The 15,014-nt window shown below is 38.1% G+C and carries 9 protein-coding genes; 6 read left to right on the forward strand and 3 right to left on the reverse strand.

All coding sequences use genetic code 11. The annotated features are described in order from the left end of the window. The first annotated feature begins 432 nt into the window (after window positions 1–432). The 6 genes from GGD38_RS30200 to GGD38_RS30225 all read left to right on the forward strand — a co-directional run bounded on the left by GGD38_RS30200 (window position 433) and on the right by GGD38_RS30225 (window position 10,380). Window positions 433–1,020, forward strand: coding sequence for an RNA polymerase sigma factor (locus tag GGD38_RS30200; protein ID WP_375303515.1), 588 nt, complete (start codon window positions 433–435; stop codon window positions 1,018–1,020). A gap of 205 nt (window positions 1,021–1,225) precedes the next feature. Next, entirely contained in the window at window positions 1,226–2,413 is a 1,188-nt protein-coding gene (locus GGD38_RS30205; protein WP_375303514.1) for a FecR domain-containing protein, read from the forward strand. Between the two features lie 16 nt (window positions 2,414–2,429). Continuing rightward, window positions 2,430–2,906 (forward strand): hypothetical protein, encoded by a 477-nt coding sequence (locus GGD38_RS30210; protein ID WP_375303513.1) that lies wholly within the window; start codon window positions 2,430–2,432, stop codon window positions 2,904–2,906. A 298-nt stretch (window positions 2,907–3,204) separates the two neighbouring features. Next, window positions 3,205–6,546, forward strand: a complete 3,342-nt coding sequence (locus GGD38_RS30215) for a SusC/RagA family TonB-linked outer membrane protein (RefSeq protein ID WP_375303512.1) — start codon at window positions 3,205–3,207, stop codon at window positions 6,544–6,546. Between the two features lie 11 nt (window positions 6,547–6,557). Then, window positions 6,558–7,976, forward strand: coding sequence for a RagB/SusD family nutrient uptake outer membrane protein (locus GGD38_RS30220; RefSeq protein ID WP_375303511.1), 1,419 nt, complete (start codon window positions 6,558–6,560; stop codon window positions 7,974–7,976). Window positions 7,977–9,039: 1,063 nt separating this feature from the next. Beyond that, window positions 9,040–10,380, forward strand: coding sequence for a TlpA family protein disulfide reductase (locus tag GGD38_RS30225; RefSeq protein WP_375303510.1), 1,341 nt, complete (start codon window positions 9,040–9,042; stop codon window positions 10,378–10,380). A 68-nt stretch (window positions 10,381–10,448) separates the two neighbouring features. Here GGD38_RS30225 and GGD38_RS30230 read toward each other — a convergent pair whose 3' ends face one another. From GGD38_RS30230 to GGD38_RS30240, 3 genes are all read right to left on the reverse strand, one after another. Beyond that, a complete protein-coding gene (locus tag GGD38_RS30230) occupies window positions 10,449–10,700 on the reverse strand; it encodes a hypothetical protein (RefSeq protein ID WP_375303509.1) in 252 nt (83 codons plus the stop codon). Window positions 10,701–10,842: 142 nt separating this feature from the next. After that, window positions 10,843–11,298 (reverse strand): MauE/DoxX family redox-associated membrane protein, encoded by a 456-nt coding sequence (locus GGD38_RS30235; protein WP_375303508.1) that lies wholly within the window; start codon window positions 11,296–11,298, stop codon window positions 10,843–10,845. A 23-nt stretch (window positions 11,299–11,321) separates the two neighbouring features. Beyond that, entirely contained in the window at window positions 11,322–14,459 is a 3,138-nt protein-coding gene (locus tag GGD38_RS30240) for an NAD(P)/FAD-dependent oxidoreductase (RefSeq protein ID WP_375303507.1), read from the reverse strand. Between the last annotated feature and the right edge of the window lie 555 nt (window positions 14,460–15,014).

Here is a 15,014-nt window from a genome sequence, read left to right on the forward strand (position 1 = left end):
CAAAAACTGGCTTAATTTTGCTTTTTACCAACAATCAAGTATTTTGGCTGCTGGTATGAGTAGTGTTACTCCGCCTGGTATAATTATTTAAGTTTATCTATTACCTTATCTCCTTGTCCACAGTTTCCAATAGATTTTAGATTCATTTATATTTTCATCCACGATCGATGCCCTGCTTGCCGGTTTATGCCGAGTTAGCAGGTTATGTTTTTGGGTGAAACCCGATCATGGTACGAAGGCTCTGAACTTCCGCAAAGCGGAAAACATAAAGTAAGTTGTACAACCAATTGAGATTCCCGAACCAAACGCAACTTACTACTAGTGGCAACATCTTGACGATAGTCAGGGTGCTTGGCAGAGCCGTATTGTGTACCGACCCTTCCAAACGCTGAAAGTGTAATTCTTGAACAAACACAAACAACGGCGTTCCCGATGAAGCAACTGACTGACGAAACACTTATTGAATTTAGCCAAGGCAGTCCACAGGCCTTTCAGGCTATCTTTGATAGTTTCAGAATGAGGATCTTTTATTTCGTAAAGAAACTGATAGATGATGTTCCCACGGCTGAAGAAATTACCTCCGATACATTTGTAAAGCTTCATCGGCTCCACGACAAATTCAATACCTATAATAATATACAGGCCTTTTTATTTATCACCGCTCGTAATGCCTCGCTCGATTATCTAAAATATCGTCAACGGCAGCGTGAGCATTTTACCGATCTGCATGAAGAGGACGTGCCCGAGATCCCAATGTTTGCTGAAACTGATGTTCATGCAGACGTTCTTCGCCATATTTATGAAGAAATAGAAAGACTCCCTGAACGTAGCAGAAATATTTTTAAGCTCTATTATATCGAGGACCTGTCCTTAAATGAAATCGCCGATAGATTAGGCATCAGCAGGCAAACAGTTGCAAATCAAAAACATACAGCCTTAAAGACATTGAAAATGAAGTTACTCGACAGGCCCGGATTGCTGCTGTTGCTGCTGTTTTTAGTGGGGGTAAAGAAATATTAAAGAAATAATTATCCCCCAATGTAAATTTTTTATTAATTCTTATAGTATGTTTTCCGATGTGCGTCGTTTCTAAATTATACTCCATTAAACCTGCTGACTTCTCCGGTCAACTCATCAGCCGGAACGCCAGAAAATGTCCTGCCAACGATTCTTGCACTAATCAACACCATTTTACCTAATGCCTCTTAATAATAATATAGCCGATTTGATCATAAAGCACTTGCAGGAAACGATCACTGCAGAAGAATCAATAACCCTTGAACAATGGCTTGCTGCCAGTGAAGAAAACAGGTCGAAGTTTGACCGTATCGCAAATGAAAAAACTTTAAGAGAGGATCTTCTCTCGTTTATTGAAAGCGATCAGCGAATTAAAGAGCGCGTATATGCGAAATTACCGGAAGTGCAGGATGCATTAATAGTAACGCCCAAAAGAAACTATATGAGGTGGTTATCCGTAGCGGCCGCAGTACTGGTAGTTGGAGGAGCAGGTATCTGGATGTTGCGATCGAAGGAAGCTTCAACAACAAAAGGCACAGAGCAACAAGTGCCGATGGCTACAACCATTCCGGCTGGCGGAAACAAAGCTACATTGACGTTAGCCGATGGAACAGTAATAGATCTTGACAAGGCTGGGAACGGGACCATTGCCACTGAAGGAAAAACAAAAGTGAATAAGAAAGAAGATGGGCAGTTAGAATATAAATCCACAACTAGTACACGACAGTCGTCAATTACGTATAACTTATTAAGTACACCACGTGGCGGACAGTACCAATTGATCTTGCCAGATGGAAGTAAAGTGTGGTTGAATGCTGCGAGTTCGATAAAGTATCCGACAGCTTTCAGCGATAATGAAAGAATTGTTGAAATCACTGGTGAAGCCTATTTCGAGATTGCAAATGTTATTAATAAAGCGGAAAATGAAAAAGTTCCTTTTGTAGTAAAAGCGAATGAAATTGAAGTAGAGGTGCTCGGTACGCATTTTAATATGAATGTTTATAGTGATGAAGATGCAGTAAGAACAACTTTGCTGGAAGGTAGAGTGAAATTAAAATTGAACGGAACAGATACTTATTCAATATTACAGCCTGGCCAGCAAGCTACCTGGAATAAGAAATCAGACGAAATAAAAAAGTTCAGGGACGTAGATGTGGAAGAAGTAGTTGCCTGGAAGAATGGATACTTCCAATTCAGTAATTCAGATATAAAAGCTGTAATGCGGCAATTGGAACGATGGTACGATGTAAAGGTTGAATATCATGGAACATTGCCTGACAAAGAGTTTGTAGGAACCCTTCCCCGCAGCCTGGATCTATCTAAAGTACTGATGCTTCTTGAAAAACAAAATGTGCATTTTAAGATAGACGGTAGAAAAATAATTGTTTCACCCTGATAAATACTTGTTGGCTATGAACAAGAAATACATGAGACTATGCCTCCTACTTTCTGTGTTTTTAAGTATGGCTTTTACCAGCCGTGATCAAAAGAATGAAAACCCTGTTCGATTTGATTACCAGGTCAAAAAACTCTCAGGAAACATTTATGAAGTTAAGATCATTGCAAGTATTGACGAACCATGGCATATTTACTCCCAATTCACACCAACAGAAGGGCCATCGCTGCCTACGCAAATCAGTTTTGTAAAAAATCCTTTAATTGAAGTTGTCGGAAAGCCCGAAGAAAAGGGGAAGCTTATCACGAAGCATGAAGAAATTCTTGACGTGAATCTTAAATATTTTGTAAACAAGGTTGAATTTGTACAAAAAATTAAATTGAAAGCTCCTGTTAAAACAAATCTTATGGGAAGCATTGAGTATATGGCATGTACAAATGAACGCTGTCTTTCGCCAACAACAGAGAAATTTAAGCTGGGGCTTAATGAATAAAAAAGTTCACAGAAAATAGTTCAATAAAACCACGTGATCGGTTAGTATTGGTATGTGTTAGTGCATTAGCATAATCCATCACATGAAATGGTTAATGATCGCTGCCTATCAGATTCATCTTTAGTTATCTTCAGTCCACTAGCAGTGGATGTTCTTGCCATACAAGCCAAATCCTGCTAATCATTAAACCGCCACCAAAACGGTTAAAAAACCGGAGTGTTAGAGCCACCCCGGTTACAGGTTAACCATCCAACTAACGGCGTAAGCCATTTTTTTAATTAACCTCCAATTTAAAGGTATGCAAGATTTTGCTACTGGCAAAGCTGCATTAGGCAGGGCTTTGCACCAACTAATTCGCTTTTTTGAGAAAAACTGTAAAGCAGTACGTGTTATGAAGATCACGGGAATTTTATTATTAGCCGCCTGTCTTCAAGTAAGTGCAAGGGGGCTTACGCAAACGGTAACCATTTCGGTGAAAGATGCGCCGTTGATTACTGTACTTCAGGAAATTAAAAAGCAAACAGGTTACATGTTTTTTGCCGACAACAAGCAATTGCAAAAGGCAAAAAAAGTTTCTTTCACCGCAAACAATCTTCCTTTGCTGCAGGTGCTTGATTTGTGTTTTAAGGATCAGCCATTAACCTACCATATTATTGATAAAGTGATCAACGTTGTTGCAAAGTATGAAAGCGAAATCAGAGAGAGGAGGCTCTCTGATTTGAATAGCATAGACGTAAAAGGACGTGTTACAAACGAAACAGGATCACCTGTAGCAGCTGCATCGGTCAGTGTCAAGGGCAGTAATAGGGGAACCGTGACGGATGAAAACGGCGAGTTTTCACTTAATGGAATAGGAGAAGACGCCATACTCATCATAAGCGGCGTTAATATAACGCTTACAGAAATTAAAGTAAATGGACTCAAAAATTTGGTAATTAATGTAAAAAGTTCTGTGTCCCCTTTAGAGGAAACGGTAATCAAGGGTTACTATACTACAACAAAAAAACTAAATACTGGTAACGTTTCTGTTGTAAAAGGATCAGATATTCAAAAACAACCAATCTCGAACCCTGTTTTAGCTCTTGAAGGTTTAGTCCCTGGATTATACATTAGACAAGGTAATGGCCTACCCGGTGGTCAAGTAAATGATATTATCCTTCGTGGTAAAAACACCTTAAGATCTGATGGAAATACACCGCTTTTTATCATTGATGGTGTGCCATTTCCAAATACGTCAGTATCCACTTTGGCGAACATTTATGGTGCAGCGGGGGCTTTAAGCCCTTTTAATACTATTCCCAACGATGATATTGAAAGCATTCAAATTTTAAAGGACGCGGATGCCACGGCGATTTATGGATCAAGGGGAGCAAATGGAGTAATATTGATCACAACTAAAAAAGGGAAAACTGGTAAAACGAGAATAAATTTAAATGCTTATCATGGGGTTGGGGCTATTACGAAAAAACTCAAACTGCTAAACACACAACAGTATTTGCAATTAAGGAGAGAGGCATTTAATAATGATGGTGTGATACCTAATTCAACAAATGCCCGCGATTTATTATTATGGGATACGACGCGATATACAGATTGGCAAAACATTTTTTTAGGGGAAACAGCAAAACAATACAATTTGCAGGGTGGTATATCAGGCGGAAGTGAAAATACTCAATTTCTTATATCGGGTGGATATAAAAAACAAACTACTGTACTCCCTGGAAATTTTTTCGATCAAATTATTTCATTTCATTCAAATTTAACTCACACTTCTACAGATAAGAAATTACGCATTGACGTAGTAGCTAGCTTTGCCAACAATTTAAATATAATGCCAGTAGATGATCCGTCAAAATACAGTATGCTGGCTCCTAATGCACCGGCGATTAATAAGGAGAACGGAGAACTTAATTGGGAAAATAATTCATGGAATAATCCGTTTGCCTCACTTCAACGAAAGTCGGAGTCAAATTCTAACAATTTAATCGGGAATCTAACCATTGACTATAAACTTATTAAAGGATTGTCTTTTAAATCTTCGTTGGGTTATAACTGGCTAAATTATGTAATCTATAATTTAAATCCTAGTACATCTTTTAATCCAGCAACAGCAACGACCTTGTCAAGGTCATCAGCAAACGTAAATAGCAATATAAAAACCTGGATAATAGAACCACAATTAAATTATGCCTTAAAGGCAGGACGTAATTCGCTACAAGCTGTTTTAGGAACGACCTTTCAAGAAGCGCTCCAATATCACTCACGTGTAGAGGCAAATGGTTTCACCAGCGATGCTTTACTTAGAGATCTCTCAGCGGCATCGACAAAAAACATAGCATACGTTGGTAACTCTCAGTATCATCTTAATAAATTTTACGGGAGAATTGGGTATGATTTTGATCAGAAGTATATATTAAACTTTACGGGAAGCAGGGAGGGAAGCAGCCGGTTCGGATCGAGAAATAGATTTGGGAATTTTGGAGCAATAGGTGTTGCATATGTCTTTACAAATGAAAAAAATATCCAGAAGTCGTTACCATTTTTAAGTTTTGGGAAGATAAGGGCTAGTTTTGGTACAACTGGAAACGACCAAATTCCAGATTATCAATACTTCGATACTTACACAAGTAATACGATATCCTACCAGAATTTGGCAGGGCTTGTGCCTACAAATCTAAGCAACCCTAATTTGCAGTGGGAAGTCTTAAGGAAGGCTGAGTTAGGTATTGATCTGAACTTTTTTCGGGAAAAAATTCAGCTTTCAGTAAGTTATTTTAAGAATAGGACCGGAAATCAACTCGTGACTTATACATTGCCATATACAACGGGCTTTTCGGGGATTACATCAAATCTGCCCGCAGTAATTGAAAATACCGGATTGGAAGTTAGTTTGAATACGATTAATATTAGAGGTAAGGACTTTTCATGGGAAAGTAATATAAACATTACCGTTCCAAGAAATAAATTAGTTGAATTTCCAAATTTGAGTAACTCCACTTATAAAACCACTTATTCAATTGACAGGTCTCTTGATGTGAGGTATACTTATCATTACACGGGACTTGATCCCGCAACCGGACTTTACAGTATTGAGGATTTAAATTCGGATGGTGTTATTAACTCTGCAGCTGACAGAACTTTTACAAAAGAGATTAGACAAAACTATTTTGGCGGCATACAAAATGAAATATCATATAAAGGGATTGTTTTGGATTTTTTAGTTCAATTTGTTGATAAATATGCTGCCAATCTTTATGCAAATCTAGAAATGCCTGGTGCATTTAATTCTCAGATTTTAACAAATCAGCCAATTGACGTATTAGATAGATGGACAAAGTCAGGAGATGAGACAGTTTTTCCAAAAGCGTCGCAAAACTTTTCCGCATCGCCCTATACTTCATGGGCAAATGCAAAGGCTAGTGATAAAAATTTTGACAGAATGTATTATGTTAGGCTTAGAACAATAACGCTTAGCTATCAATTACCCCGACTTAAGAATGTTATTAAAGCTAGGATTTATTTGGCAGGACAGAATTTGTTAACATTTACAAATTACAAAGGAGGTGATCCGGAAACTACAAGCTTTGGTTCAGTTCCGCCTATAAAGATATTAACAGGAGGAATTCAAATAACTCTTTAACAAACATCATTATGGCAAGTTTTAATAATTACATCAGCTTCTTAATCCTGGGAACTCTTTCAGTGTTTTTTACATCATGTAAAAAATTTGTTGAGGTAGAGCCTCCGATAAGTAGAATGGTCACACAAACTGTGTTTGAAAATGCAGCTTCGGCTACAGCCGCGCAAACAGCCATATATACGCAGATGGAAAGGAATACTGAGAGCTATAACATTGCATCATACACTGGATTCTTAGGAGATGAATTGATGAGTTGGTCTACAAATGCTGATATGATTCAACACTATACCAATTCGATTACGTCTCAAAATCCGTATTCCACGAGGTTATGGAAAAATGCTTACTATTACATATACCAGGCAAATTCAATAATAGAGGGGGTGAATGATAGTAAAATAGATACCGTAGTTTCAAAGCAGTTATTAGGAGAAGCAAAATTCATCAGGGCTTACTGGCATTTTTATCTCACAAATCTCTTTGGTGATATTCCAATCGTTATATCTACTGATTATAACGTGAATATGGGGATTTTCAGGTCTAGCCAATCAGAAGTCTACCGCCAGATTAAAGGTGACTTAACAGATGCGAAAAATCTACTAAGCTCTGATTATCTTAATGAGACTAGTACAATTACGACAATGGAAAGGACGCGTCCAACCAAATGGGCCGCTTCAGCTTTATTAGCTAGAGCGTATTTATACTCAGGTGATTATGATAATGCAATACTAGAATCTGATGCAATAATCGCTAAAACAGATATGTACAGTTTGAAAAGTGATTTAAATGATGTTTTTCTAAAGAATAGCACAGAAGCTATTTGGCAAATTCAAATTCCTCTTCCAACAACAATCAATACAGCAGATGGTGCAAACTTTATATTGAGGAGTACTCCAGGCCTTGGACTTCTTAATAATTCGACAATAAGTACACCATTAAAAAATGCTTTTGAAATAAACGATAAAAGAAAGTCCAATTGGACCCATGATACAACTATTTCAGGAAAGACTTACACTTATCCCTATAAATACAAAGTTTATACAGGAAGCATAATAACAGAGTACTCCATGATCTTAAGGCTGGCAGAGCTATTTCTCATTCGGTCAGAAGCACAAGCGGAAAAAAATAACATCTCAAATGCCGTTGCTGATCTTAATAAAATAAGAAATCGGGCTGGACTTCCTGATTATTCAGGACTTATGGACAAGGATTCGGTTTTGGATGCAATATATCATGAAAGACGAGTAGAGCTATTTACTGAGTGGGGACATAGGTGGTTAGATTTAATCCGTACTAATACAATTGATAAAGTTATGAATTCTGCGGCTCCGGCAAAAGGAGGAACTTGGAGTCACTACAAAGCCTTGTATCCAATACCTCAATCTGAAATATTAATCAATTCTAACCTTAAACAAAATGAAGGTTATCAATAATCCATGTAAATTTTTACTTGATGAAAACAGTTCTTGCCATAGTTCTAATATCCTCTTTGTCAAGTCAGACTGTTGGTCAGTATTTAGAGAAGAACATAATTGATGGAAAGCCGACTGTTAATAAATTGAAAGTTTTCGGCTGTAATTTTAATCCCTCCACTGCTGTCAATCAATTGGAAATGTGGGCATGAGCTTAGTGAGGGTTTATTTACATGACTTGGCTTATAAGCAAGATGCAAAAGGTTTTTTGAAAAGATTAGATCTTTTCCTAGCAATTGCCGGTCGCTATCACATACAAACCTTATTTGTTCTTTTTGCTTCGTGCTGGGATCCATTTCATTTCATTGGCCAACAGCCAATGCCGGTATCTTTTCGCCATAATTTACATTGGGTACAAAGCCCGAGTATTGCTCTTGAGGATACTGCCCAGTATCAACGATTGAGGAACTATGTAATAGCGTAATTTCCAAGTTCAAAAATGATAAGCGAATTTTTAGATGGGATATATGGAACGAGCCGGACTTTATAAATGAAGACAGCTATCTGAAAGAAGAACTGCCTCGAAAAGGGGATTATATTCTGCCCCTGCTGAAAAAAGCATTTCAATGGGCAAAGAGTTCTAATCCATCTCAGCCAGTGACGTATGGGCTATAGTAGGGGAATTGGTCGCACTCAGACAGTTTAAAACCAATAAAAAGATTCAGGTGGGAAATTCTGATATTATAACTTTTCATTGTTACCAGAACGCAAAGCAGTTAGAAAAAATGATCAAAGATCTTCTTCGATTTGGCAAGCCTGTTATTTGTACTGAATACTTGGCCAGGACAGTCGGGAGCACATTGGAAGACTGCCTTCCTGTGTTTATCAAGTATAAAATTGGTGCTGTCAATTGGGAGCTTGTTTCCGGCAAAACACAGACTATTTATCCTTGGGATAGTTGGCAGAAAGAATAAATTATAGAACACCGGTATGGAATTATGATATTTTTAGAAGTGACGGAACTCCTTGTAATGAGGATGAACTTCATATATTAAGAAAGTAATACAAAATCAATAAGACTTTAATGAATTCTCGCGTCAATTTGGTGAAGTGTTTAAGATTGATAATAATTGTATCTCTTTGTATACAGAATGTCAATGCTCAGATTAATTACAAAACGTCTGATACTATTTTAATAGGTCAAGCTTTTCCAAAACACATATTTAAGGACATAGATAATTATAATAAATCGCTATTGTCATTAGAAGAGCTGCGTGGAAAATGGATAATACTGGATTTCTGGAATGAACTATGTGCTGCATGTATAAATAGTTTCCCTGAAGTGCAATCCATTCATGATAAGTATTCTGATGATGTAAAGATCATATCGGTAGCATTTAACGGAACTATGGGGCATTCACATTCATCTGAAAAATCAATTAAAAGGATGTTTGGTAAACTAAAATCGAAGTATGACTTTACATTCACAATTGCATACGATTCTATTTTATACAGGATATTTAATGTTCCCTGTATTATTATTGTTGATCCGATTGGATGCGTACGATTTATAACAACTTCAATTGACGCTAAGGATATTCCTCACATCATAAAGCAGGATTTTTCCAAACTTACATTATTTGAGGGACTCAAAAATGTTGGGAAATCTCCTGATATTAATAGACTGTTATTTTCCGATTCAAACCAGATGTATTTTAAATCTTTTTCACACTGGGTTAAAGGATATGCAATAACACCCCTGTATTTATTAAAAGACACTACTCTTATTGATTCTTTTGAAATGAATGGGTTTACATTGGCTGATTTTTATCGTTTGGCATATACTGGAATTTTAGATTGGGATAATGGCAGAGATCCATATTACTCTTCGTTTAGTTACTATCCATTATTACGTATGAAAGATTCCTCTTTTTTTGATGAAAACAAAAAATATTGTTTCTTATTGAAACTACCTAAAAGGGTGTCGTTTAAGGTTATCCTTGAATTGCTGCGAAATTCCTTAAACGAAACATTTGGATATAAAGTAGCTACAGAGAAATTATTACAACCTTATTGGAGTGTTAGTTTAATCGATTCGTCTTTTAAAGAAAAACTAAATACGAAAGGTGGTCCTATGATAAATTTAGGAAAGGGAAAATACCAGGGATTTGAATATAAAAATGTTCCGGTCAGTTTCTTAACGACTGCTCTATGGTCAAATTATTCATTAAGAAATAGAAAACAAATAGGGCGTCCCCCTGGCCCCGGTAGACCTTTTATTGATGAAACTGGACTTGGTAATATTGATTTAAGTATTGATGCTTATACTGCAGATTTTAAAGAGTTTAGGAAAGCTTTATTAGAAAAAGGCATAGTGATAAGAGAAAAATTGAAGTATATGAATTCTCTTATAATCGAAGAGTAAACTGTAATCGTTTTTCAAATTGAAAAAGGCATATCTAAGGTGAGACCTTAAATATGCCTTTCAAAATATTAGTTCTTCAATGACTTATACTGAGTATCAAAAATATAAGCTTGAAGACCTGTGCCAACTCCTGGAACATCAATCAAACATCCTGTACCAAGTTCTGGGCAAGGACGATCGGTATTTTGGTAAAATTCGATCTGATGAGTGCCTGGGTTGTAGTAATAAATGTTCTCAGTTACTTTAACTTTAGTAAAAGCGGCTGCAGCTGCAGCTACACCCACTAAGGCAATAGCTAAGAAAATTCTAACCTTTTTCATAAAAAATGTGTTTTAAAATTTATTGCTTACTCTTTTAAGGGTTTTCGGCATTTCCCCTTGCTGCTTGTCAAGCGTAGCAGCGCAACGCTTACCGTGGTAGCTAATCACGATTGTTTGTTGCAACAAGTTATTTTTTGTCTTATTAATTAGATAATAAGTATTTGTTTTTGCTTTCTCGTGGTAATTTATTTATCCATTTATTTAGTATGATACCGAACAGGGCAATTAATGTAAGGATTATATTAAACCACAGATGTTGCGTCCAGCTCATTTGCCTAATAAATCCGCCGCAGGTGCAGTGCTTTTCTTCATTGTTGAATGCCAGTATATAGATAACGTAAAGTGAAAATAATGACATCAAAATGAATGAACCGTACAATCCTATTTTTCTAAACTTAGGTATGAGCAAGAACGTGGATACCACCAATTCGATTAGCGGAGTGCTTACCGCCATTACCATAGAATAATTTTTTAGTAGTGGATCACGAGCTAGGTCAAATTCAAAAGTTTTAAAGGTCAATATCTTGGCCAGTGCTGTATAGGTAAACAACAGGAAAAATAGACAGGCAATTGCTTCAACTATGAAATTCTTTTTCATTGTTATTACTTAATATTTCTTAACTATGGGTTAGTGCGGGTGCTGCTTTCTCGTCTTTTGATGTGGACAGGAGTTGTTTGTCTGGCCATTTTTATTAGGTAATCACCCTGCAAAGCAGTAAGTGAATAACAAACAATAAAAAGAAACATTTGATAGCGAAGTACAATGGGAGATGCCAGGATACTGAAGAAAGCATTCATAAGCCATAATCCAATTATTAAAAAAGTTATTTGCTTAAATATTTTATTATTTTTACTTGGTATGTAAAACATCAAAAAGCCTACAACGCCAATGAAAAATGCTACATTGACTATTCCGTATATCTGAGGAACGTGTTTTAAAACACTAACTTCCTTATTATACGCTATGACTTTCTGGCTTTTGTATCCAAACCATCTGGTGGCCAATTGCCCTACGCTATCGCTTTTCATATTGTATTGGCCTAAAAACTCGGCAGGCGGTACGAGAAAATTAATTGTGTTAGGCAGGAGAAAGTATTTGGCAAAAGCCGCAGGATTTTTTTTTATTAGATACCGGCCATATTCTGCATACAGCGGCGCTAGTAGAGATTTCCTTTTGAAATACGTGGTTGTTGTATCCCTCTGGTAAACCCGCTCCATATATTCCAGTAAAGGCCCATTCCACAGGTAATAAATGCCCAAGGTACTGTCGGGTCTTTTATTCAATCTGTTCAAAGAATCAAGGTGATTCCTTACAATGGCATGAAGGCCTCTGAATTCGTCAGGTACCGGATCGTTGTCTTGTGCTATGCGACTGTATGCAAAAAGGGCATTACTTGCCTGTTGCCAGCCGCCAAAAGTTGAGAATTGCTTGAGCCCTATCAATTCTTTGTATTTATTACTAGTGTGCCACATAAACAAGCCGATAAGCGCCACTGCTAGTACAGTACCCGCCAGCTTCGCCGGCCAACGCAGTCGTGAAGCTATCAGCACGCCACAGCCAATAAAAGGGTAATAAAGAGCATTGTATCTTAAAATAAATGCGATGAGCAATAGGCCGGCCTGCGCCCATATCATATAAGGTTTAGGTTTATAAAGAAGCCATATTAACTGCACAATCCATAACAGGCTTACAGCAGTAAAGACAGCGTCCGCTGAAACATAATTGCTTGCAGCAATAAAAACAGGATTCAGAACAAAAAAGCCTAGTAGGACATATTTCACAATTTTTCCAGGCTGTATTATATAAAGCAGCGTAAAGACAAAAAGGAAAATAGCTGCTTGCAAAAAAAGATATTGAAATAAAACCAATGGAAAATCTGATTGGGCGAAGGCGCTGAAAATGCGCAGAAACTTCGAGTATCCCACAGGCCAAAAGTTGATTGCATAATTATTCCAGGCTGCCTCGATGTACGAATAGGAGTCGGGCATGAAGTTGGCAAAAGGGTACAGCGTTTTGAAAACAGCAAACTGTACAAGTATCAGTGTCCATGCTATGCAAAACGCCCATTTATTGGCTTTGTTCCGGCTAAAAAAATTAAAAAATGTTGGGGCCGGCCGCAGTGCTGTCACCTGTGCATGATATTCTGATACAACTTGCGCCTTCCCCTTAGACAATAGTTTTGTTTCTTCATGATACTCCTGCTCCGTATTAATCTCCCAAATATTCTCCTTACTTGTAATTCCAGCGGCAATGTTATCCACCGAAACCATTGCCGTAAGCATACTGTGGTCCGCATTATTATACTTATGCATCCCATTTCTACCTACGAGGAACAGGTTGGCAAATTGGTCGGTAAAGGCTCTGATCTTGTCAAACTGGTTGTAGGTGCCGAAGTAGGCGGGGTAGGTTTTTTCTACCCGGTGAACGGTGCTGTCGAGCACGTGTTGTACCTGGGCGAGGCCCATCTTTTCTAATTCGGCTACAGCGGTACGTTTAATTTCTTCGTCTGTAAGGCGCCAGAAATCATCGCCTTCGTTGCAGAAGTATTCCATGCCTATCCAAACTGTGCCGGGTTTGTTCACCATATATGGGCTCCAGTTATTGAACAGTTGCAGGCGCCCCACTTTTACATCTCGTTCCTGTATATAGATCCAGGTATCCTGTAGGTCGAGCGTTTGATTATCTGCTGTGGATAGTTTCTCTAATAAAACACCAACCGTAATAAAATCCCGGTATTGTAAACCGGCAGCTATTTCTTTTACATCGGTAGGTACTGTGCCTTTCATGCCGGCTATCAATTCCTGCACGGGCATGGTGCTGAAGAAATAGTCGCCCTCGAGTGTAGTTGTTTCGCCGGTTAGGGAACTAACAGCAACAATGCTTTTTACTTTGTCATCTTCCAACTCGATGCTTTTTACATTCTGGTGCATCAGGATGGTGCCGCCCAATACTTCTATCTGCCGTGCTACTTCTTCCCATAATTGACCGGGGCCTAGTGCCGGGTACAGGAACTGTTCTATCAAACTTGTTTCTGTATCTTTCTGTGAAATATCGCCGCTCGCTTTTTTCTTTTTCTTCATCATCATCTGCGCCGCATGCTGTATGGCTTTGCTTATGCTTACACCTTTTATTCTTTGTGCGCCCCATTCGGCTGAGATCTCATTACAGGGTACGCCCCATACCTTTTCTGTGTAGTCTTTAAAGAATAACAAATACAATTCTCGTCCAAAACGGTTGATCAGAAAATCTTCCAGACTTTTTTCAGGTTTCCGCGGTACTAATTGTGCAAACAAATATGATAATAGAATACGGATCGTTCTTAATAAACCCAGTTTGCGTAATGTGTCAATTGATAATTGAATGGGATAGTTAAAGAATTTCCGTAAAAAATATATGCGCGATAGGCGTTTACGCAACAGCATTACAAGCCCGGGATTAGTGGCTTCGCCTGTTACTTGTGATGCGCTGTTATTAATTTTACGTTCTTTATTTTGATAGTTGATGGTAACGCTTTCTTCACTCGTTTTCTCAAGCGGCATAATATTCAACCACCAGTTCATTACCCGGTCGCTTTTTGAAAAGAAACGGTGGCCGCCAATATCCATCCGATTCCCTTTATATTTTATGGTTTTAGAGATACCACCTATATCACCAGACTTTTCTAATATAATGGGCTTTATGTCGGTTCTTTTCAATAACTCATATGCAGCGGTCAATCCTGCGGGGCCGGCCCCTATTATTATGGCTTGCTTTCCCATTTTGTATCGTTTTAAATAGAGATGTGGTAAATAAATGAGCGTGTATCTCTAATTAAGTGTGAGCGAATGTATCTGTGTTGAATGCCTGAGGAGCAGGATGCGGCGTGGATGGCCGTCCGTAAGTCTTTGAGCCGCATACCACATCATATTCCTGGTAAGCATCCCGTTCCAGCAGGTAATCGCCGGTTGCCTGGGCTATACCTGTGTGGTTGGCCGCACCCTTTCCCTGGTTTACATCGTGCTATATAGTTGATAAAGTTAGTAGCCTCTATATTGTGCATACAAATCCTGTTTGTGATTGGTTAATCAATTCACATTCGTACCGCATGGCAATACAGTTCCCATTGCCAATGCAACATGGTCAGTTAAATCAGGCTTTAAAAGGTCGTGCTAGTTTTGGGCTATGTTAATGTTGTGTAATATGCCTGGGCGGAAGGTTATGCCAGGCGGATTTGCCTTGTAGATAGTGTGCAAAATCATAACGGATAAAGTTTTAAATGATCAATGTAGCCGGTAAGTACTTGAGAAGGTTGGAGTGTTTTACGCTACAACCAT

The organism is Niastella sp. OAS944 (assembly GCA_024809215.1).
Lineage (GTDB): Bacteria > Bacteroidota > Bacteroidia > Chitinophagales > Chitinophagaceae > Niastella.